Below are 25799 nucleotides of genomic sequence, written 5' to 3'. Positions count from 1 at the left end.
CCGTCAACGGGGCAGGGTTGGCGTACCGGTGCCCTCCGCCCCGCCACCGACGAGATCGGCGGCGGCGGTGAGAAGATTGTCAGCCGAAAGCGGCCGGAACGTGAACTCGACGCGATGCTCGCCGGCCGGCACCTCGACCCCGCGGAACAGGAGGTTGACGCGCAGCACGGTCATCGGCTCGCCGTCGACCCGGACCTCCCAGCCGGGGTAGTAGAGATCGTGGAGCACCAGCACGCCCGGCCGGTCGGTGGTCACCGAAAGCGTGACGGCGTTGCGGCGGTAGGACAGGAGCTTCACCCGGTTGATCGCGGGCTGCGTGTCGGCGTCGGCCGCCTCGGCGGCGGGGTAGGTGCGCTCGAGGTCGCCCATCTCGGCTTCGTCGACGAGCGCCTCGTCGGTCCGGTCGAACTCGGGAAGCTCCTCGGCGTCGAGCACCTTCTCGGTGTCGACGGGCTTCAGCCGGGTGGCGACGTAGGCCCGCGGTGCCGCCGGCGGCAGCCGGTAGATCCACATGCTCCCCGAACCGTGCAGCAGGGTCGCGTTGCGAAGGCGCGGGAAGTGGCGCGGCAGCTTCTCGGCGGGGCGGTCGAGAACGAGGTATTCGAGGCCGAGCAGGGAGGCGAGGCTGCAGCGGTAGCCGCGGAACGTGCCTGGGAACTGCCGCAGGCTCAGTTCGACGGCGTTCTCGCCCGAACCGACCGCGCGCTCGTACTCCGCGATGCGCAGGGCGTTGTAGCCGACGGTGTCCTCGATGCCGAGGACCATGGAGGCATTCTGCCAGGCCCCGCCCAGCCCGAGGATCTCGACGCGCGGGCGCTCGCCGCGCGCGTGGCGCTCGTCGAGTTCGCGCTTCAGGGTCTGGAGGCCCGCGAAGTCCTGCGGCGCGAGGGTGTTGTAGACGGCGTAGCGGGCCGCGGGCTCCATGTTGAGCGACGAGGCGGCGTTGCGCCAGACCAGTTCGCCGCCCGTGGCCGCGACCACGAGCGCGGCGGCGACCGCCCGGCCCGCGGCCGACGACTGCGTCGCCAACAGGCTGAGCCCCACCGCGGCGATGGCGACGAAGGCCGCCGCCTGCAGGACGGCCGCCTGGCCGTGCCCGACCCGCACCGAGAAGGCGACGCCCACCGCCAGAAGGCCCGCAGCGAGGGACACGGGCGCCGCGAGGCGCAGGATCCGCAGAACCCGCGGCTCTACCGTCGTCCGCAGGGACGAATTGACGTAGATGTGGAGGCAGTAGCCGCAGGCGAAGGCGAGCGCGATGTTGATGAAGAAGGTGGCGTCGGCCGGACGACGGTAGAGCCGCACCCCGGGGATGTGATCGAAGATCACTTCGAAGACGGGCGTGTAGCGCCCGAGCGCGTAGACCATCGCGGCGAAGCCGAGCGCCAGGAAGTAGCGGATCTCCCTCGTGAACAGCCCTCCGCGGGCCACGCCCTGCCAGAGCAGGAGCACGACGGGCAGGGTGCCGGCGAACAGGTAGTTGATCGCCCGGTCGGTGTAGGTGCCCTCGGGGATCGTGTCCCACATCGGGCCCCAGTAGTCGTAGGTCAGGTTCAGCGTGCCGAAGATGTTCGGCGCGATCAGCGTGACGAGGCTCGACGGCGGCAGCGAGTTCATGGCCGCGACGCCGTAGGGGATGCCCGGGCGGTTCGAATCCATGAGGAACTGGATCGTCAGCAACGCGGGGACCGCGAGCAGCGCCACGACGGCGACGCCCATTCCGGCGAGCCAGGGCAGCCGGGAGACGAGGAAGCGCAGGGGCTGCGCGGCGCCGAGCGTCTCGTGCAGGACGAGGCCCGCGAGCGCCATCGTGCCGAGGAAAGCGACCTGGTCCCGCCCCAGCGCCATCAGCGCGGCCGTCAGCGCAAAGCCCGCCGCCGTTCCCCAGCCCGGCCGACGCAGCGTGGCCTCGAGGAAGGCAAAAGCCGGCAGGAAGAAGGCGTAGCTGAAGATCATCCCGGTGTGCTGCAGGCGCGCCGCCGCCGAGCCGCCGAGGATGATCATCATGGCCGCGACGACGGCCCCGGCCGGATGCCAGCCTCGCCGGGCGAAGAGAACGAGCGCCGCGAGGGCCGGCAGCAGCAGGTGCGCGAACACGACCGTGTCGAATAACTCCATCGACGGCGCGGGTACCAGCGCCGCGAGGGCCAGCATCGTCGGGGTGAAGAGGAGCGACTGGGGATCGGCGACCGCCGGATGCCCGCTGAAGTGGTACGGGTTCCACAGCGGCCATTCGCCTTGCGCCAGCGCCGCCCCGAGGTTGCGCAGCATCGGGTAGAAGTGGTTCTTCGAATCCCATGGCACGACGCCACCGCCCAGCCGCCATGCGAGGGCCGCGACCAGCCAGAACACGATGACCGCGGCGACGGCGCAAAGGCTCTGCCGCCGCGTCCAGGGGCGCGGGGCGGGGACGTCGGTTGGCGTCATCGATGCCGATCCGTGGAGAGCGAGGCCGGTCGTCCGGGTCCAAGACCCATCCGGCACGTGTGGTCTAGGCCTCCGGCCGTGAATGCTGCATGAACGCGCAGGGTTCCATCCGGGACAGGGGCGGCTTGCGCCCGTGCGTTGCCCGACTATGCTCCGCCCACTCCCATGGACATCCGGACTTCGCATCTCATGACCGACGCCCTTGCGCTGCTGCGCACCCGCCGTTCCCTGCCGCCGCACCAGATGACCGGCCCCGGCCCGACGCGCGAGGAGCTCGAGGCCATGCTCGCCGTCGCCTCCCGTGTTCCCGACCACGGGAAGCTCACGCCGTGGCGCTTCATCGTCATCGAGGGGGCTGCGCGCGAGAGGCTCGGGGCGGTGGCGGCCGACCTCTACGCCAAGGCCAATCCCGGCGCCGATGCCGACAGGCTGGCGCTCGAGCGTGGCCGGTTCTCGCGGGCGCCGGTCGTGGTCGCGGTCGTCAGCCGGGCGGCGCCCCACCCCAAGATCCCGGAATGGGAGCAGCAGCTCTCGGCCGGCGCCGCCTGCATGAACCTGACGACCGCCGCAGTCGCGATGGGGTTCGTGACCGGCTGGCTCACCGAGTGGATGGCCTATGACCGGGCTTTCCTCGATGCCCTCGGCCTGTCGTCCGGGGAGCGGATCGCCGGCTTCGTCCACATCGGCCGCGGCGCGCGCCAGGAGGACCGGCCCCGTCCGGCGCTCTCCGACATCGTGACCTGGCTGGACTGACCGGACCGCCGCGCGCGCGGGCAGTCGTTTCTCCCTGCAACCCGGACATCCCCGGAGACGTCGATGTTCTATACGCCCGCGCTTCGCGACCACGGCCTGCCGCACGATCCGCTCAAGGCCATCGTCGCGCCGCGTCCCATCGGCTGGATCAGCGCGATGGACGGGCAGGGGCGGCTGAACCTTGCCCCCTACAGCTTCTTCAACATGGTCTCGACCTATCCGCCGATCGTGGGGTTCTCCTCGGAGGGTCCGAAGGACTCGGTCACGTTCGTGCGTGAGACCGGCGAGTTCGTCTGCAACCTCGCCACGTGGGACCTTCGGCACGCGATGAACGCGACCTCCGCTCCACTGCCGCGTGGGGAAAGCGAGTTCGCCCATGCCGGCCTCGCCACCGAGCCGTCGCGCACGGTGAAGCCGCCGCGGGTGAAGGGTGTCGCCGCCGCCCTGGAATGCCGGCTGTGCGAGATCATCGTGCTGAAGACCGCTGCGGGTCAGGCGCTGGAGCGCTTCCTCGTGCTCGGCGAAGTGGTCGGCGTCCACATCGACGACCGCTTCATCCGCGACGGGCGCTTCGACACCGCAGCCGCGCGGCCGATCGCGCGATGCGGGTATTCGGACTATGCCGTCGTCGACAGCCTGTTCGCGCTGGAGCGGCCCGCCGGCGGCTGAAACCGCCTGCTCGTCAGGTTCTTGCCGCGCGCGCCAGGACGCGCTGCGCCTGCCGCAGGTGGGGGCGGTCCACCATCTTGCCGTCGAGGCCGATGACGCCGGCGCCCGGCCGGGCGGCAAAGGCGTCCACGATCCGACGCGCATGGGCCACCGCCTCGGGCGAGGGGGTGAAGACGGCGTTGATGACGGGCACCTGGGCAGGGTGGATCGCCATCTTCGCCGAGAAGCCGTCGCGCCGTGCGGCCTCCGCCTCGGCGGCGAGCGCCGCCTCGTTCCGGAAATCCGCGAAGATCGTGTCGATCGCGTCGAGTCCGCCGGCGTGGGCGGCCGCCAGGGTCAGGGCGCGCGCGAGGCGGTAGGGATCCGCGTAGGTCCCGTCGGCGAGGCGGTTCGTCTCCGCCCCCAGGTCGGCGGCGAGGTCCTCCGCGCCCCAGGTGAGGCCGGCGAGGCGATGGCTCGCCCCCGCATAGGTGCCCATGACGAACAGCGACCGTGCGGTCTCCGTGGCGATGGCGATGATGCGCGTTGCGCCGTCGGGGAGGGCGTTCTCCGCCTCGCGCACGGCGAGCTTGGCGGCCAGATGCTGCACGTCCGTGCCGCCGGCGGCCTTGGGCAGCATGATCCCGTCGGGGCCTGCCGGCATCACGGCGTCGAGGTCGGCCTCGGTCAGCCCACTGTCGAGCGCGTTGACGCGCACGTAGAGACGCGGGCGATCCTGCGCGGCCTTCGCCTCGGCGATGAAGCCGCGTGCCGTCTCCCGTGCGGCCGCCTTGCCGTCGGGCGCGACGGAGTCCTCCAGGTCGATCAGCAGCACGTCCGCGCCGCTGCCGAGCCCCTTCTCAAGCTTGCGGGGGCTGTCGCCCGGTACGAACAGCAGCGAACGCATGGTGGTGGGTCCTCCTCGGTGGCCCGACCGTAGCGGATTCGGCCTGCATCGCGAGAGCAAAGGGCGCCGCGGCGCACGCGACCGCGGCCGATCCTTACCGTTCGTTTACCATAACCGCCCCACCATGCCGGCGAGGTGGAGTCGGGTGCGCCAGCGGCGCCGGGGCTCCCGGAGACCGGTTCATGTTCCTGTTCACGACGCCCACGGGCCCTTCCGGCACCAGCGAGAAGCCCGCTTCCGCATCCGCGCCCGCCACCCCCGTGGTCGAGGCGATCCGGACCGGTTCGCAGCGGACGGGCACGGACTTCGGCTACCTGCTCAACACCGCGCAGCGCGAGTCCTCGCTCGACCCGGACGCCAAGGCACGCACGTCGAGCGCGAGCGGCCTCTTCCAGTTCATCGAGCAGACGTGGCTCGGCGTCCTCAAGGGCACGGGTTCCCAGCACGGGCTCGGCCCCTATGCCGACGCCATCACGGACAAGGGCGGGCGGTTCGACGTCCCCGATCCCCAGATGAAGGCGCAGATCCTGGCGCTCCGGAACGATCCAAAGGTCGCGGCCGTCATGGCCGGCGAACTGACGCGCCGTAACGCGGCGACCCTGTCCTCGGCGCTCGGCCGGGCGCCCAGCGACGGCGAGCTCTACGCCGCCCACTTCATGGGCGCCACGGGCGCCGCCGACCTCATCCGCGCCGCCGGAACCAACCCGCGTGCCCGCGCCGCCGACCTCTTCCCGGACCAGGCGGCGACGAACAAGCCGATCTTCTACGACCGCGTCACGGGGCAGGCGAAGAGCGTGTCCGAGGTCCATGCGACGCTGGTGGCAGGGCAGGGGAAGCTCGCCGTTCCGGCCATTCCCCAGCTTTCCGGCGACCCGGCTACGTGGCTCGGCGCCAACGAGCCCGTTGCCGCGCCTGCCTATGCCCCGGGCGGACCCGCCATGCACGGCCTCTTCCGGACCGAAGGGCCGCGGGGGCCGGTCAACCAGACCGTGCAGCGCCTGTGGGCCAGCCGGCCCCAGGAACAGGCGGTCAACGCGCCACGCTTCTTCCCGCGCACGGCCTCGCTGTCTTCCACGGCCAGCGACGCCCCGGCGCCGGGCCTCGCCGCTTCCGCGCCCGTGGGCCAGCCGGCCGACGTGCCGCTTCCGCCGGAACGCCCGGCCGAGTTGCGCAAGACCGCCGTGCCGCGCGGCCAGCCGCTCGATCTCACCGCCATCCGCAGGACCGGAGCCTGACCCCGAGGGGACCGCCGATGATCGTCCGCCGCTTCCTTGCCTGGATGAAGACCGCCCCCGCCGAGGCCCGTGCCGAGGCCACCGGCGCACTGGCCCGCGCCTGGCTCTATTCCGAGATGGACCCGCACGACCGCGCCGAGGCCGAGCAGGCGCTGACCGTCGCCCTCGACGACCCTTCGCCGTGGGTGCGGCAGGCCCTCGCCGAGGCCTTCGGCCGGGCATCGAATGCGCCGCAGGCCATCGTCGCCGCGCTGGCCCACGACCAGAGCGACGTCGCCGCCATCGTGCTGTCGCGCTCGCCGCTGTTCGACGAGGCGGCGCTCGTGGACCATGTCGCGACCGGCGATGCGCTGGTCCAGACGGCGATCGCGATGCGCGCGGAGTTGCCGGCGCCCGTCTGCGCGGCCGTGGCCGAGGTGGCGGAACTTGAGGCGGTGACGGCGCTGGCGGCCAACGCGTCGGCCGCGATCCCAGCCTTCTCCCTGGGCCGCATGGTCGAGCGCCACGGCGACGACCCCGGGCTTCGCGACGCGCTGATGGCACGCGACGACCTGCCGACCGACGTGCGGATGGCCGTGGTGCTGCGCATCTCGGAGGCCATGGCGTCGGCGGGGGACGGCCGTGCCGAGCGCCAGCAGCGGGAAGCTTCCGAGCGCGCCGTGCTCGACCTCGCGGCCCGTGCCGACGATGCCGAGGTCACGGCCATGGTCCGCCGCCTGCGGTCGACCGGCCGGCTGACGGCCGCCCTCGTGCTGGCCGCGGTCGTCGACGGCGACCTGCGCCTGCCTGCCGCGGCCTTCGTCGACCTCACGGGCATGAACCGCAAGCGCGTCGACGCACTCCTCTCGGAGGGGCGCGGCGCCGGCTTCGCGGCGCTGTGCCGCAAGGCGGGATTGCCCGAAACCTTCGTTCCGGTGCTGGAGGCGGCGCTGGCCGGACGCCGGGCCATTCTCGCGCATGAGTTCGCCCCGGTCGGCGCCGCACGCCGGCGTCGCATCGCCGCGCACACGCTCCGCGACGCGACGGCGCGCGGTCTCGATCCGGAAGGGCGCGCCATGCTCCTCCTGCGGCGGCTCGAATCCGAGGCGGCGAGGGAGGAGGCGCGCCTCGTCACGCAGGCGCTGGTCGCAGCGCAGGAGGCCGAGAGCCAGGCCCCCCTGCTGCTCGGGCCGGACTGGCGGGTCGAGGGCGAGCGGATCGCGCCGCTGCCCGGCCCGGCCGCGCTCATCGACGCGGCCTGAGCGGGATCGTCAGTAGCCGAACTGCTCCAGGAGGATGCGCTCCTCGAGGCTGTGGCCCGGGTCGTGCAGCATCACGAGGTCGACGCTGCGGTCCATCGCCACGTCGACGCGCTGGACGTTGCGGTACTCGAAGTGGTCGGCGACCGCGCTGACGGGTCGCTTCTCCGGCTCCAGCACCTCCACCGAGATGCGGGCATGGTCGGGAAGCAGGGCGCCGCGCCAGCGCCGCGGCCGGAAGGCGGAGATCGGCGTCAGCGCCAGCAGCGGTGCATCGAGCGGCAGGATCGGTCCGTTCGCCGAAAGGTTGTAGGCCGTCGAGCCGGCCGGCGTCGCGACGAGCACGCCGTCCGCCACGAGCTCCGCGAGGCGCGGCTTGCCGTCGATCAGGATGCGCAGCTTGGCCGCCTGGTAGGATTGCCTCAGCAGGGAGACCTCGTTGATGGCACGCGCCGTGTGGGCGACGCCCTGCGCGTCGAACGCCACCATCAGCAGGGGGTGCACGACACTGCGCTCGGCGCGCTCGAGGCGCTCCAGCAGCCCGTCCTCCGCGTACTCGTTCATGAGGAAGCCGACGGAACCGCGGTTCATGCCGTAGATCGGCTTCCCCGTGCCCATCACGCGGTGCAGCGTCTGCAGCATCAGGCCGTCGCCGCCCAGGGCGACGATGACGTCGGCCTCCGTCGGATCGGCATTGCCGTAGGCGGCGGCGAGGCGCGCACCGGCCTCACGGGCCTCCGGCGTGTCGCTGGTGGTGACGGCGATGGTCGAGAAGCGTCGCATGCGGTCGGCCCGGCTCGCGCACGTCTGGTGCGGTGGGGGACTGCATAGCACGGTTCGACGCCGTCCGCGCGACGGCGAGCCGCCCTCGTCAGGCGAAGAGATCGGGCCGGGCGAGGCGCAGGCGCAGCAACAGGAGCACGGTCTTCATGTCGCCGAGCCGGCCGGCGTCGGCCTCCGCCGCCCAGTGGGAGAGGCTGCGCTCCTCGACCACGATCGCCTCGTGCTCCTCGGCCAGCCCGCCGCCGTCGGCGACCCGGTCGGCCGCGCCGTAGGGTGCCAGGAACAGGTGCACGCGCTCCGTCGAAATGCCCGGCATCGGCCAGAGCGGCGGCACGGGCTCGAGGGTGGAGAGGCGCAGCCCCGTCTCCTCCATGGCCTCGCGCCGGGCGCAATCCTCGGGATTCTCGCCTGTCTCGAGCAGGCCCGCGGGCACCTCGGCCAGCGTGTCCGGGCCGCCGGCGACGATCACGGCCGGGCGCATCTGCCGCACGAGGATCGCGACGCGGCGCTCGGGGTCGTAGGGCAGGACCGCGACGGCGGAGCCGTGGTCCTCGACCTCGCGATGAAGGACCGTCCCGTCCGGCGTCCGGATCCGGAATACGGAGAAGCGTGCCCAGCCGTCGTGGACGACACGGCGGTCGAGAATTTCGGGCGGCGGGGGAGAGGTAGTTGCAGCGGAGGACATGCGCGATCCCTGTCAGGCGCGGCGGGTGGCCGGCGCGTGGGCGGCATTCCATCGGGCGATCATGTCCTTGTCGGGACGGCGCGAGGGATCGCCGAGGTCCCAGTAGAGGCCCGCCATGATGCCGAGCGCCTCGCGCAGCAGCGCGGCCGGCACGTGCTCGTTCGGTGCGTGCTGGGAACAGCCGGGATAGGAGTGGGGCACCCACAGCGTCGGCAGGCCGAGTTCCTCGACGAAGATGTCGTTGGGCAGGCCGCCGCCGAGGTTGGGCAGGAGGCCCGCTCGCCCGCCGGTCGTCTCGCGGATCGAGGCGAGGGCGAAGCCCGCCCAGGGGTGATCCGGGTCGAGGCGCGTGGCGTTGGCGAGTTCGTCACGCAGGATGCGGACCTCCACCATGGGCAGGCCGGCCCGGTCCAGGTGGCGCCGGATCGCCGGGCCGACGGCGGCGGGATCGACGCCGACCACGAAGCGCAGCTGGCAGCGGGCCCAGGCGCGGGGCGGGATGGCGTTGACCGGTGTCTCGATGTTGCCGCAGGCGAAGGACAGCACCTCGAGGTTGCACCAGCCGAAAACCTTCTCGGGGGTCGACAGGCCCGGTTCGCCCCACCACGGCTCGATCGCCGGCCCGTCCGGTCCTCCATCGACGATGCAGTCCTTCAGCACGCGGCGGACATTCTCCGGGATGCCCGGCGGCACGAGCTCCGGCACGCGGATCTGCCCGTTGGCGCCGACGAGCGAGGCGATGGCGTGGGACAGGATGATCCCAGGGTTGGAGAGAAGCCCGCCCCAGTTGCCGGAATGGTGGCCGCCCTTTCGGGCATCGACGACGAGGTCCAGCGCCAGCGCTCCGCGCGCGCCGAGGAAGAGCGTCGGCAGTTCCGCAGCCATGCGCGGGCCGTCGGAGGCGACGAGCACGTCGGCGGCGAACAATTCCCGGTTGTCGCGCACGACGTCGCGCAGGCCCGGGCATCCGGCCTCCTCGCCCGTCTCCAGCAGGTAGCGGACGTTGAACCCGAGCCGGCCGCGGGTGGCCAGCACTGCGGCGAGGGCGGCGATGTTGACCGAGTGCTGGCCCTTGTTGTCGGCGACGCCGCGCCCGTACCAGCGCCCGTCCCGCTCGGCCAGCGTCCAGGGCGAGAGGCCGTCGTCCCAGCCCGCGTCGAGCCCCGGCACCACGTCGCCGTGGCCGTAGCCGAGCACGGTGGGCAGAGAAGGATCCTCGATGCGCTCGGCGACGAGGAACGGCCCGAGGCTCTTCGGGTGTGTCAGGAAGCGGCAGGTGAAGCCCAGCCGCTCCAACGCGGGCGCCATCTCGGCGCGCAGGTAGCGGTCGAGGTCGCCGGCCCGGGCCGGGTCACGGCTGTCGGTGGGGATGGCCACCCGGCGGGCGAGGTCGTCCCGGAAGGCGCCGTCGTCGAAGTGGCGGTGCGCGGCGGCGATGGCATCTGAACGGGACATGCGGCTCTCTCGGGCTCTCGGCAAGGCGAAGGGCCGCACCCTGCCGCATCTCCGCTCGCGCGGGAACCCGGGTCCGTGCAGGGGAGACCCGGGCCCGAGTCCGCCTTGCCATGCCCGCGCCATCCCTCCGCCGTCCCCGGCCGGAGCGACGCAGCCACGCATGGGAAGGGGATCCGGATGGCCTCGGAGGCTCCGGATTCCCGTCCCGGCGCTGCGCGCCGCCCGGGATGACAGCGGGGGAGTGCGCGGAACCAGAGATTGGACGCTGCGTGGCCTCAGGCGGCCGCGAAGGCCCGATTTCTCCTCACTGCGCCGGCTTGAAGCTCATCGCCAGCGTGCGCTCGTCGGAGCGCGGCTCGATGGCGATGCCCTTCTTGGCCGCCCAGGTGGTCGACTGGAAGTGGATCGGGATGACCGCGCCGTCATTGGCGGCGATCTTCGAGGCCTGGTTGAGGATCGTCGTGCGCTGCTTGTCGTCCATGGTGGCGAGGCCCTTGGCGAGCAGGTCGTCGACCTCCTTGTTGCAGTAGCGGCTCCAGTTGAACGCGCCCCAGCCGCGGTCCTTGTTCTCGCAGGCGATGATGGCGCGCAGCGTCGAGGACACCTCGCCGGTCTGGGCGCCCCAGCCGATAAGGCCGAAGGAGAAGTCGCCCTTGGCGCCGCGGGTGGCGTAGACCGACATGGGCATCGCGTCGACCTGCGCCTGGATGCCGATGCGCGACAGCATCTGCGCCACGGCCTGCGTGATCTTGCTGTCGTTGGGGAAGCGGTTGTTCGGCGAGTGCATCGTGAGGCGGAACCCGTCGGGCCAGCCGGCCTCGGCCATCAGCTTCTTGGCTCCGTCCGGGTCATAGGCCATCAGCTCGAACCCGCTCTCGCCGGCGCGCAGCGAGGGCGGCACGATGTGGCTCGACGGGAAGGAGAGCCCCTCCATGATGCGGTCGCGGATCGCCTCCCGGTTGATCGCCATCGACACCGCCTTGCGGACGCGGGCGTCCTTGAACGGGTTCTTGCCGATGGGCCCGCCGTCCTTGTTGGTGACGAAGGGCGGGTCGTCGCGGCCGCTGTCGATGTAGAAGTAGATGACGCGCAGGGACGGCTTCTGGGCGAAGGTGACGGACTGCTCGCCCCGGATGCGCGGCAGGTCGGCCGAGGGGACGTTGTCGATGGCGTCCACGTCACCCGAAAGCAACGCCGCGGTACGCGGGCCGTCGCTGGTGATGTAGCGGTAGGTGACCTTGTCCCAGGCGGGCTTGCCGCCGAAGTAGGTGTCGTTGCGGACGAGTTCCGCCCGGTCCTCCGGCGCGTAGGAGCCGAGCTTGTAGGGCCCGGTGCCGACTACGCCCTTGCCCGTGTTCATGTCCTCGGTGGTGACGCCCGAGGCCGCCTTCTGCGACATGATGAAGACCTGCGCCAGGTCGTTCGCCAGGAGCGGGTAGGGCGCAGTGGTGGTGATGCGGACCGTCAGCGGGTCCACCGCCTTCGCCTCCTTGATGGAGCGCGTGTAGATGGTGAAGGGCGCCGGGCTCTTGGTGATCGTCGCGGGGCGTGCCAGCGAATAGACGACGTCGTCGGCCGTGAAGGGCGAGCCGTCGTGGAAGGTGACGCCCGGCCGCAGCTTGAACTCCCACGTCGTGTCGTCGGCGAGCTTCCAGCTCTGCGCCAGCGACGGGACGATCTGGCTGTCGGCGTCCATCCGCACGAGCGTGTCGAACATGTGCGCGGACAGCGCCAGGTTCGGAATCAGGTTCTGCCAGTGCGGGTCCAGCGACGACGCCGGAGAACTCGTGCCGATCTTCAGGTCGGCCGCGGACGCGGCGTGAAGTCCCCCGGCCAGCGCGACGGCTGCCGCCGCGAGCATGGTGCGACGCAAGGTCATGATCTTTTTTCCTCTCCCCCCGATCCGCGAACGCGGATGCTGAGCCAGACTAGGACAGCCCGGCGCGCGGCCACAACACGCAGGGCGCGCAGGGCGCCGATGCGCAGTACTCAGTCCCGGCCGAGACGGCGGGCGTCGCCCAGGCGCTGCGCGACCGCCGCACGACGTGCGGTGGCGCGTTGCAGGGCGAGGATGCTCGGGAAACCGGCGGCCTGCCACCCGCTGGCCTCGTCCCCGCCGCCGATGACCTCCGCGGCAACAAGCCGGACGTAGTCCACCAGTTCCTCGAACGTCACCCGGCGGTGCAGGCGCAACGCCCGGTTGAGGCGAGCGGGGGCGATGCCCAGTTCGCCGGCGACCCCCGACAGCGTCAGCGCCTGGCCATGGCGGGAGACCACCAGCGTCTCGGCGCGACAGGCGATGGCATAGCTGCTGCTCATGACGGCGGCGGGCGCGCGGAACATGTCGGTGAGAAGCGTCGCGCTGGCCGCCAGCAGGGACTGGCCGAACATCCCGTCGGTCCGCCGGTGCGGCATGGGATCGACATCGTAGAGTTCCGCCACGTCCAGCGCGAGCCGAAGCAGCCGCCGGGCAGAGGGCAACGAGGCCGGAATCTCGGCGAAGGCGTCGCTCCACGCGTGCAGTCCGCCGCCGCCGTGGTCCTCCAGCGCCTCCGACAGCAGATCGGGCGGGAATCCGAGGACCAGTGCGCGGGTGTCGGGCGCGAAAGTGGTGGTCCGGTCGCCGACAGGCATCATGCAGGCGATCGAGCCGGGCCCCGCGGCGAGCTGGCGGCGCCCCGAACTGGCCTCGATCCCGCCCCGCAGCACGAGGAACAGCAGTCCCGTCGCGTTGTCCTGCGCGCGGACGGTGCAGGCGGGCATGCGGCTGGCGAGCAGGTTGACCCCCGCGAGCCTGAGCGCGCCCGCCTCATGAGGGATGCCGGGATCCCCGGCCTCGAGGATCCGTCGGCGGCTGCCCGTGATGCGGTCGAGGATGGCGCACGCCTCGTCGTGATCAGGCGTACGCAGCAGGTTGAACCGGTCGAGCAGCGCGTTTCCCCATGGCGTGTCGCCGGGCATTCCAAGGCCCGACGCTCAAGCTGGAGGTTGACGCGCGGCGGACTCGGGGCAAACGGCCGTTTGGATTCCCTCAGCCCCGCAGCATACGCAGGGCCCTGCATAAACTACCGAAAACGTTCGGTAATCGGGGTCGGCAACCTGGCGGTGCAGTGTCTGCGGCGGATGGTCGCATCAGCCCCAAGGGCCGCGCCGGCGGCCGGCATGGCCGCCCCAGGGGCCGGAAGGCGCCCCGGAGGAGGTCGGCGGGGCAGCCTCATGGACGCTCCCTGCGCCCATCTCCCGCGCCTGCTCGACGAGGGCGTCGATCCGGTTCTGCGGGTTGGGGTGGGTGGAGAACAGGTTGTCCATCCGGGCCCCGGAGAGCGGATTGACGATGAACATGTGTGCCGTTGCGGGGTGGTGCTCCGCCGCCATGCTCGGGATCGCGGCAGCGCCATTCGCAAGCTTCTGCAGTCCGGAGGCGAGCCAAAGGGGCTGGCCGGTCAGTTCGCCCGCGAGCCGGTCGGCGGCGTACTCCCGCGTGCGGGAGATCGTCATCTGCACGACCATCGCGGCCAGCGGCGCGAGGATCATCATCAGGATGGTGCCCAGCATGCCGAAGCCGTTGTTGTTGCGCTGGTTCGACGAGAACAGCATGCCGAAGTTCGCCAGCATCGAGATGGCGCCGGCGACGGTCGCCGTCAGCGTCATGATTAGCGTGTCGCGGTTGCGGATGTGGGCGAGTTCGTGGGCGACGACGCCCGCGACCTCCTCTCGCGACAGGAGCTGCAACAGGCCGGTGTTGACCGCCACGGCCGCGTTCTCCGGGTTGCGGCCGGTGGCGAAGGCGTTCGGCTGGTCGTCGTGGATCAGGTAGAGGCGCGGCATGGGCAGCCCGGCGCGCTGGGCGAGCTCGGCCGTCATCTGCCACAACTCGGGCGCCGACTGCGCGTCCACCTCCTGCGCGTTGTACATGCGCAGGACCATCTTGTCGGAGTTCCAGTAGCTGAAGAGGTTCGTGGCCGCAGCGAAGGCGAGCGCCAGCAGCATGCCCTGCTGCCCGCCGATGGCGAAGCCCACCGCCATGAAGAGCGCGGTCATGCCGGCCAGAAGGACCGCTGTCTTGACCATGTTCATCGCCAACCTCCTCGCCCGGGCGCGGCCCGGTGCCGTTCAAGGATGGGAATGCGAGGGCCGGACTGCAAGCGTGCCCGCGCCCGGCAGCCCGGCAACCCGCCGCTCACGAGGCCTTGCGGATGACGAAGCTCACAACCGGACCGTCCCGGTCCTGCTGTTCGAGGACATCGCCCGTCTCCCGGACGAGGTGCGGAATGTCGATCACGGCCAGCGGGTCCGTGCATTCGACGCGCAGGACCGTGCCGGGAGGGGCCTTCGCCAGCGCCTTGCGGGTCCGCAGCGCCGGCATGGGGCATTTGAGGCCGCGCAGGTCGAGCAGCACGGGCTGCGGGGGCGCGTTGACCATCGGTAAGGCGTCCTGCAAAGGAGTTCGGCGGACAGAAGAAGGAGTGCGCGCAGGGTGTCAACCGGGGCGGGACGAGCGACGGCCGGGCGTTCCGGCGGCCTGACGTCGGCGGCGGCGGCCCGGCAGTGGCTGGCCGAGCGACTTCCCCGTGCCGTCGAGACCGTACCCCTCGCGCTGGCGGCGGGACGTGTCGCAGCCGAGCCGATCGTTTCTCCGCGGGCCCTTCCGGCCAAGGCCCTGGCGCTGACCGACGGCATCGCCGTTGCCGCGCTCGATACGGTCGGGGCCGGCCCCTATGGACCCGCGCCGCTCCCGTTGGCCATTGCGGTGTCGCGCGGCGACGCGCTGCCGGATGGTACCGACGCCGTCCTCCCGGCCGACGCCCTGGTCCGGATGGGCCCGCAAGCACACGCGCTTGCGCCGGTCGCCCCCGGGGAGGGCGTTCGGCGGGTGGGCGAGGATCTGAAGGCGGGGGCTGTCCTGTGCGCTGCCGGCCGGACCGTGCGCGCGCCGGCGCTCGCCGTTCTCGCGGAGGCCGGCGTGGACCGCGTGTCCGTGGTGCGGCTGCGGCTCGCGGTGGACGGGGATCCCGGTTGTCCGGCGGTCCGTCTCGCCGTGGCTCTCGCTGCGAAGGCCGGCTTCATGCTGGTCTCCGCGGCCGACGTGGCGGACGTCCGGTGGTGGATCGATGGTGCCGCGCCTTCCGAAGGCCGATGGGACGTCGACGGACTTGCCCTGCGGCCCGGCGGGGATGCCTGCGCGCTCGGCATGTCCGGTGCCGGCCCGGTGCTGCGGACGCCGGCCCGCCCCGAGGTCGTCCTCGCGCTCTGGCTGGCGGTGCTGGAGCCTTCCTGCCTTGCCGCGTCCGGTGCCCGGCCCCTGCGGCTGGAGGCCCGTGCGACGGGCAAGGTGGCCTCGACACCGGGCTTCGACGACCTAGTTCTGCTGGGGCGCTCGGCTGACGACCCCGGCGCATGGGACGTGCTCTCGTCCGGCGACGCGCCCTGGTCGCGGCTGGCGCAGGCGGAGGCGGCCGGGATCATCCCCGCCGAAAGCGAGGGGCACCCGCCTGGCGTCCCGCTTCCCGTGGTCGTGCTGTGACGGGACCGACGCCGATGAATGCCATGCCTCCGCCGCGCGCCGCGGTCGCCCCGGATCAGGACCAGTTTCTCACCGTGCTGTCCCGGGACGAGGCGAAGGCCCGCTGGGATGCCGCGCTGCCCGAGCCGGCTCCGGGCGTGGAGACGGTTCCGCTCGCCGCCGCGCTGGGCCGCGTGGTCGCCTGGCGGATCTCTTCGCCCATGGATGTGCCGCCCTTCGACCGGTCCCTGGTCGACGGCTTCGCTGTCCGCGCCGCCGACACGGCCGGAGCCGGCGAGGCGGAACCGGTCGCGCTTGCCCTGACGGGGGAGACGATCGCCTGCGGCACGGCCCCGCGACTGGCGGTCCCGGAGCACGGCGCCACCGTCATCGCGACCGGCGGCCCGATCCCGCGCGGCGCCGACGCGGTCGTCATGGTGGAGCACACGACCCCGGGACCGAACGGCACCGTGCTCGTGAAGCGTCCGGCCGCGCCGGGTCAGGGGATCGGCTTCGCGGGCGGGGACCTCGCCCGCGGGGAGGTGCTGCTGCGGCGGGGCATCGTCATCACCTCCCGCGAGGTCGGCATGCTGGCGGCCGCGGGTGTCGCCGAACTGGCGGTCTGCCGGAAGCCCCGGGTGGCCGTGCTGTCCACCGGTGATGAGCTCGTGGCCCCGGGCAAGCCGCTCGGCCCGGCCCAGATCTACGATTCCAACGGCCCCATCGTCGCCGCAGCCGTGGCGGAGAACGGGGGGGAGCCCGTGTCCTTCGGCGTGACGGGCGACGACGAGGCGGCGCTGACCGCCGCCCTCGCCGAGGCGCACCGCACCTGCGACATGGTGATCCTCTCCGGCGGAACCTCGAAGAGCGCCGGCGACCTGACGTACCGGGTCGTGGCGCGGCTCGGCCGGCCGGGCATCGTTGCCCACGGCGTGGCGCTCAAGCCCGGCAAGCCGCTCTGCCTCGTGGTCGCCGACGGCAAGCCGGTCGTGGTGCTGCCCGGTTTCCCGACCTCGGCGATGTTCACGTTCCACGACTTTGTCGTTCCGGTGCTGCGCCGGATGGCCGGCCTGCCGCCGCGCGTGGAGGACCACGTGGATGCCACCGTGCCGGTGCGCGTGCCGTCCGATCTCGGGCGCACGGAGTTCGTCATGGCGGCGCTGACGCGCGGGCCGGACGGGCTCGTCGCCTTCCCGACGAGCAAGGGGTCGGGCGCCGTCACCTCTTTCTCGCAGGCGGACGGGTTCTTCGCCGTCGACGCGCTCGCCGACCACGTTCCGGCCGGCGCGGGAGTGTCAGTCACCCTCATCGGGCGCCAGGCGCTGCCCGACCTGACCATCATCGGCAGCCACTGCGTTGGGCTCGACGCCGTGCTCGACATCCTGGCGGGGCAGGGGATCAGCGCGCGCAGCGTGTCCGTCGGCAGCCTCGGCGGCCTCGGCGCCGTGGCGCGCGGCGAGTGCGACCTCGCCGGCGTGCATCTCCTCGATGCGGCGACCGGCGTCTACAACCGTCCATTCCTGGCGGCGGGACTGGACCTGGTGCCCGGCTGGCGGCGCATGCAGGGCGTGCTCTTCCGGCCCGGCGATGCCCGCTTCGAGGGCGCGACCGCACAGGAGGCGGCGGCGAGGGCTCTTGCCGATCCCGCCTGCATCCTCGTCGGGCGCAACCAGGGGGCCGGGACCCGGATCCTGCTCGACGGACTGCTGGCCGGTGCCCGGCCGCCGGGCTACTGGAACCAGCCCCGGTCCCACAACGCCGCCGCAGCCGCGATCGCACAGGGACGTGCGGACTGGGGCCTCGCCATCGAGCCCGTGGCGCGGGACTACGGCCTCGGATTCCTGCCGCTCTCCGAAGAGCACTACGACTTCGCCGTTGCCGCCGCGCGCCGTGACCAGCCTGGCGTCCGCGCCTTCCTCGCGGCCCTCGACGCGCCGTCGGTGCTGGCGGCACTGTCCGCCCTCGGCTTCGCCCGCGCCAAGGACTGACGCATGCGCCTGACGTCGTTGCTTGCCGGGCTCGTGGCTGCACTTGCGCTTGCATGGGCGGGCTCCGCCTCTGCCCAGCTCAGAGGGCACGGCGGGCCGGTTCGCGGGGTGGCCGTGACGGCGGACGGGGCGCTCGCCATCAGCGGCGGGTTCGACAGCACCGCCATCGTCTGGGCCATCGGGCAAGGACGCGCCCTGTCGGTGCTGCGGGTTCACGACGGTGCGGTCAACGCCGTCGCGACCCTGCCGGATGGCCGCTTCGCCACGGCCGGGGAGGACGGCCGTGTGGCGCTGTGGCGGCTTGGCCGCCCTGAGCCGGAGCGCGTCCTGACGGTGCATGAGGGCCCCATCGCCGGCATCGCCGTGGCGCCTGACGGAACGGCCATCGCCACGGCCTCGTGGGACGGGACGGCCCGCATCACGCCGCTCGGCGAGGGCGAGCCGGTTGTGCTTCGGGGCCACCAGGGCAACGTCAACGGCGTCGCCTTCGCGCCCGATGGGCGCACGCTCTACACCGCCGGCTACGACGCGACGCTGCGGGCCTGGGGCAGGGGCGGCGAGGCGCTGCGGACCGTGACGCTGCCGACGCCGCTCAACGCGGTTGCGGTGGCCGGATCTGTCGTCGCGGTCGGCGGCGCGGACGGGCAGGTCCGGCTCGTGCGGCCCGACGGTGTCGTCGCGGCCGAGGGCGAGCCGATCGGCGCGCCGATCGTCAGCCTCGCGGCATCACCCGGCGGGGACCGCGTCGCGGCAGCGGGCGCGCGTGGCGCGGTCGTCGTCGCCGATGCACGCACGGGCAAGCCGCTGGCCACGCTCGTCGGGCCTGGGCTGCCGGTCTGGTCGGTGGTGTTCCACCCCGACGGGGAGCGGCTGGTCACCGGCGGCGGGGACCGCCTCGTCCGGCAGTGGAACGCGCGGAACGGCGAACCGGTGGGCGCCTTCGTCGTGGCCGCCCCCGGCAACGGGCTGGAGGCCTTTGGCGATGACCGGGGAGCGCAGGTGTTCCGCGCCTGCGTCGCCTGCCACGCCCTGCGCCCCGAGGACGGCGAGCGCGCCGGCCCTTCGCTGCACGGGCTCATGGGCCGGCGCATCGCCAGCGTGCCCGGCTACAACTATTCGCCGGCGCTGCGCGCGCTCGACATCGTGTGGACGCCCGAGACGGTTGCGAAGCTCTTCGAGGTGGGGCCCGCCACCTACACGCCGGGCACCAAGATGCCCGAGCAGACGGTGGGCAGCGCCGAGGACCGGGAGGCGCTGGTGCGCTTCCTCGAGCGCGTCACGCGGCCCTGACAGCGTCCGCGGGGACGATCAGCCGAGGTCGTCCTTCCCCTGTTCGCGCTCGCGCAGGTAGTCCTCTGCGGTGCGCACGCGAGGACGTTCGGGTGCGGCGTGGGGGTCGAAGCCCTCGGTCACCACGCGGCTGACGCGGCAGTCGTCGCACATCATCAGCACCTCGACGCGGCTGCGGTTGGTGCCGGAGAACATCCAGTGCTTCTCCTCCAGCTTCGCCTTGATCTTCTCGATCGTGCTCTTGGTTCCGAAGGGCTTGGCGCAGGTGATGCAGTGGAAGGGCTCCTCCTCCTTGAGGATCCGCTTCGGCTCGTTCCACGCCGCGAAATCGACCTGCGCGGCGATGGAGATCGCGTCCTCCGGGCAGGTCGCCTCGCACAGGCCGCACTGGACGCAAAGGCTCTCCGTGAAGCGCAGCATCGGGCGCTCGGGATTGTCCGACAGCGCGCCGGCGGGGCAGGCCGAGACGCAGGAGAGGCACAGCGTGCAGGCCTGCGTGTCAAGCTTCACCGTACCGAAGGGTGCTCCCTTTGGCAGCGGCACGACGTCGACGGGCGCCGGAGCAGCCTCGTGCAGCGCCTTGAACGACAGCTGGAGGAGCCGGCGCTTCTCGTCGAGCGGCATGAAGCCCGAGGGGCGCGCGCTCGCGACGCCGCGCGGCGTCGCGTCGAGCGCCGCCCGCAGCGCATCGGGATCGTCGGTCTCGATGAGGCCGATGGCGCCGTCGCCCCAGCCCAGGGCGCCGAGCAGGCGCGACGACAGATCGAGCGTGGCGACGATCCCTGCCGTGTCGTGCTTCGGCTTCGCCCGGCCGAGGAGACGCAGGCCGGAGGCGCCGTAGGCGAAGGCGGCGGCGATCCACTCGGGTCCGACCTGGCTGGTCTCGTTGACCTGCAGCGGCAGCACGTCGGCGGGCAGGCCGCGACCGAAGCGGGCGAGCGCGTCGAGGAGAGGCGCGCCGTGGTCGCCGTCGTGCAGAAGAACGACAGGCGAGCGCCCGCCGGCCTCGCGATAGCTTGTCAGCAGCGTGCGAAGGCGACGCAGCCCGGCGTCGACCGGGGGCAGGGCATAGGCGGCGGCGCCGGTGGGGCAGGCGGCCGCGCAGGCCCCGCAGCCGGCGCAGATGTTGGGGTCGATCGCAACATGGTCGCCTGCGGGCGTGATGGCGCCGGTCGGGCAGAGGTCGAGGCAGCGGGTGCAGCCGGTGATGCGCGAACGCGAATGGGCGCACAGGCTCTCGGTGAAGGTGATGTAGCGCGGCTTGTCGAAGGTGCCGACGAGGTTCGCCGCGTCGAACACCGCGCGCTCGACGGCCGCGCGGTCGTTGGGATCGGCCCGAAGGTAGCCCGGGCGAAGTTCGTGGGCCGGGAACAGCGGCGTGCCGCCGGTCAGGTCGATGATGACGTCGCAGCGCGAGACGGCGCCGTCGCGCGCCGGTCCGAACCGCCAAGCCCCTCGGGACGAGGGCAGCGGCTGGGCGACGCCGTCCAGCGTCACCTCGAAGGCGCCGAGGCACCCGCCGGCGTTGCGCACGCGCCCTCGCAGCACGGGGAAGTCGGTGACCCGCGGCGGCACGGCGTCCTCGGGGCGGGTGAGGACGACCGTGAGGTCGAGGCGGTCGGCAAGCCGGGCGGCGGCGTCGATCGCTGTCTGGTCGCGCCCCAGGACGAGGGTGACCCCCTGGCTCTCAAGCGTCACCAGCGGTGTCGCCGGCATCGGCTCCGCTGCGGCGGCGAGGAGGGCAGCCATCTTCGGTCCGGCCCGGTCCGCCTCGTCCGACCAGCCGGCCAACTCGCGGACGTTGGCGAAGACGATCTCCGCCCCGGGGGCGACCTCCGCGGCCGTCTCGCGGAAGAGCGGCTCCTCCTGCGTGCAGGCGATGGTCAGAGGTCCCCCGGCCTCCATGAGCATCCGCGCGACGTCCAGTTCACGGCGGCACAGCTGCGTCGCGGTGCGGACCTTGCCGCCGCATCCCCGGGCGAGCGCCTGGCCGTCGAGGGGCATCGTGTCGTCGCAGGAACACACCACGACGGTGCGTGCGGTGTCGGCCATGGTCTTTCCCCTCAGGCGGTCTCGCGGGCCGGGTGGCGATGTTTCTGCCGGCTCTCGCCCTTTCGGCGGGACCATATATATAGCTCCCGAACCGGGTTCGACCCCCTTTGGGGCGTAATTCCGGCCCGAGTTTGCCGATGACCATGCCGAATACGCCGCTCGCCGCCGATCCCGACGCCCTTCTCCTGCCGCCGCTGTTCACGCTCGTGACGCTGCGCGAGGTGGGCGACGCCTTCGCACACGCCTGCGCGATTGCGCCCGATGCTGGGGCAGGCACGCTGGTTTGGGTCCGGCGCTACGACATCGTCGAGGTGGCCGTCGTGCTTGAGCCGGAGGAGGCGCTTCCCGGCGCATTGTGCGCGGCCTTCGTGGGGATGAACGCGCTCGCCGACACGCTCGCCGCGCACTGCCCCCCCGAAAAGGAGGTCGAGATCGGCTGGCCCGTGACCTTGCGGTTCAACCGCGCGCGAATCGGCGGCGGACGGCTCGCCGTCGCCCCGGGAGCGGGCGATGGGGACGTGCCGGACTGGCTCGTGTTCGGCGGCATGCTTATCGCCGACTCGCTCGACCCGACGGCGCCCGGCCGGACGCCCGAGACGACCTCGCTGTTCGAGGAGGGCTTCGCGGACGTCGAGACGCCGCGGATGGTGGAGAGCTTCGCCCGGCACCTCATGGCGGGCTTCCACACGTGGAGCGAGCGGGGCTTCCGCCACGTCGCCCGCACCTACCTCGAGCGGCTGCAGGGCGCCGAGCCGGGCGTGCGGCGCGGGATCGACGTCAACGGGGACCTTCTCCTGCGCCGCTGCGAGGATACGCAGCGCGTGCCGCTCCGGTCCCTCGTGGACGGCTCCGAGTGGTACGACGCCGACCGCCGGGAGCCGCGCCTGTGAAGCTGCCGCGCACCATCCGTCTCGATCCGTCCGACAGGTTCGTCTTCGAGCGGGCTGCCGAGCCCGGCGAATGGGCGGTGTCGGGCGCCTTCCTGCATGCCGACGTCGACCCGGACTCGCTCGACGGCAAGCAGCGGACGGCCCTGCGCAGCGGCTTCCTCGGCGTCAGCAGCTTCGGCTTCTCGACACTGGTCGTGGTGACGGAAGCCTCCGCTGCCGACCGTGAGGAGGCCATCGCCCGCCTGGCCGGTCATTTCGTGACCCGGCTCGGGGCGCCGGACCTCGGGACCGCACGGGCTGCGGCAGCGGAGGAGGTCGACTTCGCGGCCTCCCTCTGCGACCACCCGGTCAACACGATCCTGGCGGTGCACCGCTCGGTGGAGGCGGACGGGCTCGTCGAGCGGTTCCGCACGTTCCACGAGCGTCCGGCACTACCCGGCACGGACAGGCTGCATGCCCACGCCCGGGCGTTCACCATCGAGGAGTTCGACGACGAAGGGCCTGCCGAGACGGTGGACCTGACGTCGCTCGCAGGGAAGGGCGGCGCGCCGCGCTGAGGGGAAGCATGACCGAGTTCTGGGTGTCGAGCGGGCATCACCTGACCCGCCGCAATGCGGCGGGGGGCCTGGTCGCGACCGACGAGCTGATTCTCGCCTATCTCGCGCGGCCCGAGGTCCTGCCACCCGACGAGGCCTGCGACGCCGAGCGGGCGCTGCACGCCGGCCTGATGGCCGAGCCGCGTCGCGCGGTCAGCGCCGCTGACATCGAGGCGCTTGCCGATGCCGATGCGCGCGAGAACTGGGAAGTGCTCCTCTCCTTCCGCGACAGGCTGGTCTCGTCGCCGAGCCTCGAGGCCGCCTACCGCGGGTTGGTGGCAGACGGGGCCAAGGGTGTCCCGCCGCTGTTCATCAACCAGCTCGTGCATCTCATCCTGCGCAACGCGCTCGACGGATGCGACGACCCCTACGTCCTGCGGGCTGCGGAGCTGTTCTTCCGCCCGCAGAAGGTCAGCATCACCGATGGGGCCGCGATGCTCGCCGACGCCGAGCTCATCGAGGCGCAGGAGGTGGATCCTCACGCCTCTCCGCTGCTGGCGATGATGGGGCATTCGCCGATCCGCGAGCTCGACGTGCTGACGGCCGAAAGCGCCTGGAGCTACTGGAGCCGGTCCGACGCCTTCACCATGGTGCTCAACCTCGGTGGCGACCGCCACTCGCGGGAGGCGCTCGCGACGGTGATCGGCACGTGGATCCGGCACCTCACCGGCATCGGCGCAACGGTCGAGCCGCTGGAGCGGCTGAGCGACGACGACTGGCGCTGGTTCATCGGCCTCGACGCCGAGGGCACGCGACTGGGCAACCTGCTGTGGCGCGGCGGACGGCTGACGGCTGACGAAGAGGGACGCATCCTCGCCCTCTTCCGCCTGACGCTCGAGGCCGGTGCGCCGGTGCGCCCCGAGGTGAAGGGCCGGCCGATCTATTGCATCATGGCGATGACGGCTGACCGACAGCTGCGGGTGAAGCCGCAGAACCTGATCGCCGGCCTGCCGCTGGTGTCAGCCGGAAGCTGAGGGGAGGACGACATGCCCCAGATCCATGTGGAAGTCGGCGTGATCATCGCCCGGCAGGAACAGACCGGCCCATGGGGCGGCACCGTCTGGCGCGTCGCCGGCGTGCTGCCGGCCGCGCCGCCGGTCGCGCCGGGCACCCCGCTCGGGCGGACGGCTGTGGGCGAGACGTTCTACGGGGGACCCGCCGGGCTGGTCTTCCACTCAGGCGAGACGGAGCACTACCGGGACAACCTCCTCTCCGGCGCGCCCTCCGTCTGGGTGGCGCTGAAACCGACGATGGATGGGTGCGACGTCGCCGTGGCCACGGTCGATCCCTACGAGGCGGAGGGCCTGACGGAGGGATTCGAGGATCGCATCGATGCGGTGCCCATGCCCGAGATCGTGCGCGAGCAGCTGGAAGCCTTCGTGGCCGAGCATCACGTCGAGCGCCCCTTCTACAAGCGCAAGCGCGACAAGGTGGATCCGCGCAAGGGCTTCCGCCGTCCGCCGCAGGCCGGCGCCCGTGTCTGCGACCAGGAGGAGTCATGAGCGGGGAGGGCGAGGGCTTCCTCGGCCGCTGGTCACGCCTGAAGCGGCAGGTCACGCAGCCGGAGCGTGAACCCGGGTCGCCGTCGACGGAGGAGGGCACGGCGGACACGGCCCGGGCTCAGGAGGGTGTCTCCACGGCTCCGCCCGTCCTTCCGGAGATGCCGGAGCTGCCCGCGATCGAGACCATCGCGGCGGGCTCCGACGTCTCGGCCTTCATGCATCCGGCCGTACCGGAATCGCTTCGGCAGGCGGCCCTGCGACGGCTTTGGTCGGTGGATCCCTCGATCCGCGACTTCATCTCGCCGGCCGTGGACTACGCCTACGACTGGAACACGCCGGGCGGCGCGCCGGGCTGGGGCGCCCTGGGCTCGGCCGACGACGTGGCGCGGATGCTGGGGCAGGTCATTGACGGATTTGCCCGTCCGACGCCCGACGAGGCCGAATCCGGGACGGAAGAGCCGCAGGCCGATGCCGGGCCGGGTTCATCGGGGTGCGACGAGACGTCGCAGGCTGGCGCGAGCGGCGGACCCGCTCCGGAGGGAGACGCGCCCATCGCGACCACCTCGCCTGAGGCGCTGCCTTTTGTGCAGGCGACCGGAGTCGCGGCCTCGTCGGGCACGGTGAGGACGGCGATCCTCAACCAGGGCGAGCAAAAGGCCCCCCAGCGGCCGGCAAAGCGGCACGGCGGCGCGTTGCCGCACTGAAAACGCTTGCAGATAAGCTCTGGTTATGGTCGAAACCGTGTCGAGTTTGCGGTTTCCGCAATGACGCCGAACCGAATGGCGCGTGGCGGTGTGGGAGAGACAGGTGCGCGACGCAGGGCTTGATGCCGCGATCCGTGCAGCAGGCGGGGTGGGGACGCTGGCCAAGGGCCTCGGAATCTCACAGCCGGCCGTGTCCGCTTGGCAGCGTGTGCCCGCCGAGCGCGTCATCGCCGTGGAGGCTTTGACGGGGATCGATCGCACGACGCTTCGCCCCGATCTCTATCCGCTTCCTGATGCCATCGAGCCGGTGCGCGAGCCCGCAGTCGACGACGTCGACGCGGCGCGGGCCGGCGAGTACGCCCTGCTCGCCGCGCTTCTCGGACGCGAACCGTCTGCCGACACGCTCGCGGCGGTCGCGGGCCTGACCGGCGACGTCTCTCCGCTCGGCATCGCGCATATCGCGCTCGCCGAGGCGGCTTCCCGGGCCGAGCCCCGGCAAGCGGGCCGCGAGTTCTTCCGGATCTTCATCGGCGTCGGGCGTGGCGAACTGCTGCCTTACGCCTCCTACTACCTCACGGGCTTCGTTCACGAGCGGCCGCTGGCCAACGTGCGCGAGGATCTGGCGCGGCTCGGCATCGCCCGCGCCGAGACGATGCGCGAGCCCGAGGACCATGTCGCCATCCTCTGCGAGACCATGGCCGGCCTCGCCGACGGCCGCTTCGAGGCGGACTACGACGCCCAGAAGCGCTTCTTCCGCCGCCACCTGCAGCCCTGGGCCGCCCGCTTCTTCGCCGATCTCGAGTCGACGAAGGACGCGCCCTTCTACAGCTGCGTCGGCGCGGTGGGCCGCACCTTCATGGAGATCGAGGCGGCCGCCTTCGATCTCGACGACTGACAAGCAAACTGACGGGTCGGGGGACAGACACATGACAGACCAGTCCGACACGAAGGCGATCCACCGCAGGCGGTTCCTGATGGCCGCCGGTGGCGCCTCGACGATGGCCGTGGCCGTGGTGGCCGGGCCGCTGGCCGACGAGGCCCAGGCCCAGCAGCAGGGCGGCAAGCCCGACCCGCGCCGTGCCCGCTACAAGGAGAGCGAGCACACCAAGGCCTTCTACCGGACGAACCGTTACTGAGGAGGGG

The 25799-nt window shown here is 72.1% G+C and carries 24 protein-coding genes; 14 read left to right on the top strand and 10 right to left on the bottom strand.

The window, feature by feature from the left end; all coding sequences use genetic code 11:
- Positions 1 to 3: 3 nt before the first annotated feature.
- Positions 4 to 2427, bottom strand: a complete 2424-nt coding sequence (locus tag ACX9GQ_RS14665; protein ID WP_459630297.1) for a YfhO family protein — start codon at positions 2425 to 2427, stop codon at positions 4 to 6.
- A gap of 189 nt (positions 2428 to 2616) precedes the next feature.
- Here ACX9GQ_RS14665 and ACX9GQ_RS14660 point away from each other — a divergent pair, with 189 nt between their 5' ends.
- Positions 2617 to 3180 carry a nitroreductase family protein gene (locus tag ACX9GQ_RS14660; protein WP_459630296.1) on the top strand — a complete coding sequence of 188 codons (564 nt, stop codon included), beginning with the start codon at positions 2617 to 2619 and terminating at the stop codon, positions 3178 to 3180.
- Between the two features lie 63 nt (positions 3181 to 3243).
- Positions 3244 to 3849, top strand: coding sequence for a flavin reductase family protein (locus ACX9GQ_RS14655; RefSeq protein ID WP_459630295.1), 606 nt, complete (start codon positions 3244 to 3246; stop codon positions 3847 to 3849).
- A gap of 13 nt (positions 3850 to 3862) precedes the next feature.
- On the opposite strand, the gene ACX9GQ_RS14650 is transcribed toward ACX9GQ_RS14655, so the two are convergent.
- Positions 3863 to 4735 (bottom strand): HpcH/HpaI aldolase/citrate lyase family protein, encoded by an 873-nt coding sequence (locus ACX9GQ_RS14650; protein ID WP_459630294.1) that lies wholly within the window; start codon positions 4733 to 4735, stop codon positions 3863 to 3865.
- Between the two features lie 182 nt (positions 4736 to 4917).
- Here ACX9GQ_RS14650 and ACX9GQ_RS14645 point away from each other — a divergent pair, with 182 nt between their 5' ends.
- Together ACX9GQ_RS14645 and ACX9GQ_RS14640 are read left to right on the top strand one after the other, a co-directional pair.
- Complete coding sequence (locus tag ACX9GQ_RS14645; protein ID WP_459630293.1) at positions 4918 to 5970, top strand: lytic transglycosylase domain-containing protein; 1053 nt, start codon at positions 4918 to 4920, stop codon at positions 5968 to 5970.
- A gap of 17 nt (positions 5971 to 5987) precedes the next feature.
- A complete protein-coding gene (locus ACX9GQ_RS14640) occupies positions 5988 to 7211 on the top strand; it encodes a DUF2336 domain-containing protein (protein ID WP_459630292.1) in 1224 nt (407 codons plus the stop codon).
- Between the two features lie 9 nt (positions 7212 to 7220).
- On the opposite strand, the gene ACX9GQ_RS14635 is transcribed toward ACX9GQ_RS14640, so the two are convergent.
- From ACX9GQ_RS14635 to ACX9GQ_RS14605, 7 genes are all read right to left on the bottom strand, one after another.
- Positions 7221 to 7991: an NAD kinase gene (locus tag ACX9GQ_RS14635; protein WP_459630291.1), complete on the bottom strand. Its 771-nt coding sequence runs from the start codon at positions 7989 to 7991 to the stop codon at positions 7221 to 7223.
- An 88-nt stretch (positions 7992 to 8079) separates the two neighbouring features.
- Complete coding sequence (locus ACX9GQ_RS14630; RefSeq protein ID WP_459630290.1) at positions 8080 to 8676, bottom strand: NUDIX domain-containing protein; 597 nt, start codon at positions 8674 to 8676, stop codon at positions 8080 to 8082.
- A gap of 12 nt (positions 8677 to 8688) precedes the next feature.
- Positions 8689 to 10131, bottom strand: a complete 1443-nt coding sequence (locus ACX9GQ_RS14625; protein ID WP_459630289.1) for a M20 family metallopeptidase — start codon at positions 10129 to 10131, stop codon at positions 8689 to 8691.
- 304 nt (positions 10132 to 10435) lie between these two features.
- Entirely contained in the window at positions 10436 to 12010 is a 1575-nt protein-coding gene (locus ACX9GQ_RS14620) for an ABC transporter substrate-binding protein (protein ID WP_459630288.1), read from the bottom strand.
- A gap of 110 nt (positions 12011 to 12120) precedes the next feature.
- Positions 12121 to 13092, bottom strand: a complete 972-nt coding sequence (locus ACX9GQ_RS14615; RefSeq protein WP_459630287.1) for a hypothetical protein — start codon at positions 13090 to 13092, stop codon at positions 12121 to 12123.
- Between the two features lie 171 nt (positions 13093 to 13263).
- A complete protein-coding gene (gene htpX / locus ACX9GQ_RS14610) occupies positions 13264 to 14208 on the bottom strand; it encodes a zinc metalloprotease HtpX (protein ID WP_459630286.1) in 945 nt (314 codons plus the stop codon).
- A 103-nt stretch (positions 14209 to 14311) separates the two neighbouring features.
- Entirely contained in the window at positions 14312 to 14554 is a 243-nt protein-coding gene (locus tag ACX9GQ_RS14605) for a sulfurtransferase TusA family protein (RefSeq protein WP_459630285.1), read from the bottom strand.
- 54 nt (positions 14555 to 14608) lie between these two features.
- Here ACX9GQ_RS14605 and ACX9GQ_RS14600 point away from each other — a divergent pair, with 54 nt between their 5' ends.
- Genes ACX9GQ_RS14600 through ACX9GQ_RS14590 form a run of 3 tightly spaced genes read left to right on the top strand, consistent with a single transcriptional unit; the run spans position 14609 to position 18912 of the window.
- Positions 14609 to 15655 (top strand): MoeA family protein, encoded by a 1047-nt coding sequence (locus ACX9GQ_RS14600; protein WP_459630284.1) that lies wholly within the window; start codon positions 14609 to 14611, stop codon positions 15653 to 15655.
- Between the two features lie 14 nt (positions 15656 to 15669).
- Positions 15670 to 17622: a molybdopterin biosynthesis protein gene (locus tag ACX9GQ_RS14595; protein ID WP_459630283.1), complete on the top strand. Its 1953-nt coding sequence runs from the start codon at positions 15670 to 15672 to the stop codon at positions 17620 to 17622.
- Positions 17623 to 17625: 3 nt separating this feature from the next.
- Positions 17626 to 18912 (top strand): c-type cytochrome, encoded by a 1287-nt coding sequence (locus ACX9GQ_RS14590; RefSeq protein WP_459630282.1) that lies wholly within the window; start codon positions 17626 to 17628, stop codon positions 18910 to 18912.
- An 18-nt stretch (positions 18913 to 18930) separates the two neighbouring features.
- Here ACX9GQ_RS14590 and ACX9GQ_RS14585 read toward each other — a convergent pair whose 3' ends face one another.
- Entirely contained in the window at positions 18931 to 20964 is a 2034-nt protein-coding gene (locus ACX9GQ_RS14585) for a 4Fe-4S binding protein (protein ID WP_459630281.1), read from the bottom strand.
- Positions 20965 to 21101: 137 nt separating this feature from the next.
- On the opposite strand from ACX9GQ_RS14585, the gene ACX9GQ_RS14580 reads away from it, so the two are divergent.
- From ACX9GQ_RS14580 to ACX9GQ_RS14550, 7 genes are all read left to right on the top strand, one after another.
- On the top strand, positions 21102 to 21854 hold the full coding sequence (locus ACX9GQ_RS14580) for a biotin/lipoate--protein ligase family protein (RefSeq protein WP_459630280.1): 753 nt from the start codon (positions 21102 to 21104) through the stop codon (positions 21852 to 21854).
- Positions 21851 to 22411: a DUF6505 family protein gene (locus tag ACX9GQ_RS14575; protein ID WP_459630279.1), complete on the top strand. Its 561-nt coding sequence runs from the start codon at positions 21851 to 21853 to the stop codon at positions 22409 to 22411. The genes ACX9GQ_RS14580 and ACX9GQ_RS14575 overlap by 4 nt, the downstream gene beginning before the upstream one ends.
- A gap of 8 nt (positions 22412 to 22419) precedes the next feature.
- Positions 22420 to 23424 carry a DUF6352 family protein gene (locus tag ACX9GQ_RS14570; RefSeq protein ID WP_459630278.1) on the top strand — a complete coding sequence of 335 codons (1005 nt, stop codon included), beginning with the start codon at positions 22420 to 22422 and terminating at the stop codon, positions 23422 to 23424.
- A 12-nt stretch (positions 23425 to 23436) separates the two neighbouring features.
- On the top strand, positions 23437 to 23952 hold the full coding sequence (locus ACX9GQ_RS14565; RefSeq protein WP_459630277.1) for a DUF3305 domain-containing protein: 516 nt from the start codon (positions 23437 to 23439) through the stop codon (positions 23950 to 23952).
- Positions 23949 to 24656, top strand: a complete 708-nt coding sequence (locus ACX9GQ_RS14560) for a DUF3306 domain-containing protein (RefSeq protein ID WP_459630276.1) — start codon at positions 23949 to 23951, stop codon at positions 24654 to 24656. The genes ACX9GQ_RS14565 and ACX9GQ_RS14560 overlap by 4 nt, the downstream gene beginning before the upstream one ends.
- A 103-nt stretch (positions 24657 to 24759) precedes the next feature.
- Positions 24760 to 25551: a Cro/CI family transcriptional regulator gene (locus ACX9GQ_RS14555; protein ID WP_459630275.1), complete on the top strand. Its 792-nt coding sequence runs from the start codon at positions 24760 to 24762 to the stop codon at positions 25549 to 25551.
- Positions 25552 to 25582: 31 nt separating this feature from the next.
- Positions 25583 to 25792 carry a formate dehydrogenase gene (locus tag ACX9GQ_RS14550; protein WP_459630274.1) on the top strand — a complete coding sequence of 70 codons (210 nt, stop codon included), beginning with the start codon at positions 25583 to 25585 and terminating at the stop codon, positions 25790 to 25792.
- Positions 25793 to 25799 lie beyond the last annotated feature (7 nt).

Source organism: Alsobacter sp. R-9, from assembly GCF_054612375.1.
This window is presented reverse-complemented; position numbering and strand designations above follow the sequence as displayed.

Bases quoted from the DNA above. Each gene is read 5' to 3' on its own strand.
- ACX9GQ_RS14665 (WP_459630297.1), bottom strand. From the start codon at position 2,427: ATGACGCCAACCGACGTCCCCGCCCCGCGCCCCTGGACGCGGCGGCAG.
- ACX9GQ_RS14660 (WP_459630296.1), top strand. From the start codon at position 2,617: ATGACCGACGCCCTTGCGCTGCTGCGCACCCGCCGTTCCCTGCCGCCG.
- ACX9GQ_RS14655 (WP_459630295.1), top strand. From the start codon at position 3,244: ATGTTCTATACGCCCGCGCTTCGCGACCACGGCCTGCCGCACGATCCG.
- ACX9GQ_RS14650 (WP_459630294.1), bottom strand. From the start codon at position 4,735: ATGCGTTCGCTGCTGTTCGTACCGGGCGACAGCCCCCGCAAGCTTGAG.
- ACX9GQ_RS14645 (WP_459630293.1), top strand. From the start codon at position 4,918: ATGTTCCTGTTCACGACGCCCACGGGCCCTTCCGGCACCAGCGAGAAG.
- ACX9GQ_RS14640 (WP_459630292.1), top strand. From the start codon at position 5,988: ATGATCGTCCGCCGCTTCCTTGCCTGGATGAAGACCGCCCCCGCCGAG.
- ACX9GQ_RS14635 (WP_459630291.1), bottom strand. From the start codon at position 7,991: ATGCGACGCTTCTCGACCATCGCCGTCACCACCAGCGACACGCCGGAG.
- ACX9GQ_RS14630 (WP_459630290.1), bottom strand. From the start codon at position 8,676: ATGTCCTCCGCTGCAACTACCTCTCCCCCGCCGCCCGAAATTCTCGAC.
- ACX9GQ_RS14625 (WP_459630289.1), bottom strand. From the start codon at position 10,131: ATGTCCCGTTCAGATGCCATCGCCGCCGCGCACCGCCACTTCGACGAC.
- ACX9GQ_RS14620 (WP_459630288.1), bottom strand. From the start codon at position 12,010: ATGACCTTGCGTCGCACCATGCTCGCGGCGGCAGCCGTCGCGCTGGCC.
- ACX9GQ_RS14615 (WP_459630287.1), bottom strand. From the start codon at position 13,092: ATGCCCGGCGACACGCCATGGGGAAACGCGCTGCTCGACCGGTTCAAC.
- htpX (WP_459630286.1), bottom strand. From the start codon at position 14,208: ATGAACATGGTCAAGACAGCGGTCCTTCTGGCCGGCATGACCGCGCTC.
- ACX9GQ_RS14605 (WP_459630285.1), bottom strand. From the start codon at position 14,554: ATGGTCAACGCGCCCCCGCAGCCCGTGCTGCTCGACCTGCGCGGCCTC.
- ACX9GQ_RS14595 (WP_459630283.1), top strand. From the start codon at position 15,670: ATGAATGCCATGCCTCCGCCGCGCGCCGCGGTCGCCCCGGATCAGGAC.
- ACX9GQ_RS14590 (WP_459630282.1), top strand. From the start codon at position 17,626: ATGCGCCTGACGTCGTTGCTTGCCGGGCTCGTGGCTGCACTTGCGCTT.
- ACX9GQ_RS14585 (WP_459630281.1), bottom strand. From the start codon at position 20,964: ATGGCCGACACCGCACGCACCGTCGTGGTGTGTTCCTGCGACGACACG.
- ACX9GQ_RS14580 (WP_459630280.1), top strand. From the start codon at position 21,102: ATGACCATGCCGAATACGCCGCTCGCCGCCGATCCCGACGCCCTTCTC.
- ACX9GQ_RS14570 (WP_459630278.1), top strand. From the start codon at position 22,420: ATGACCGAGTTCTGGGTGTCGAGCGGGCATCACCTGACCCGCCGCAAT.
- ACX9GQ_RS14565 (WP_459630277.1), top strand. From the start codon at position 23,437: ATGCCCCAGATCCATGTGGAAGTCGGCGTGATCATCGCCCGGCAGGAA.
- ACX9GQ_RS14560 (WP_459630276.1), top strand. From the start codon at position 23,949: ATGAGCGGGGAGGGCGAGGGCTTCCTCGGCCGCTGGTCACGCCTGAAG.
- ACX9GQ_RS14550 (WP_459630274.1), top strand. From the start codon at position 25,583: ATGACAGACCAGTCCGACACGAAGGCGATCCACCGCAGGCGGTTCCTG.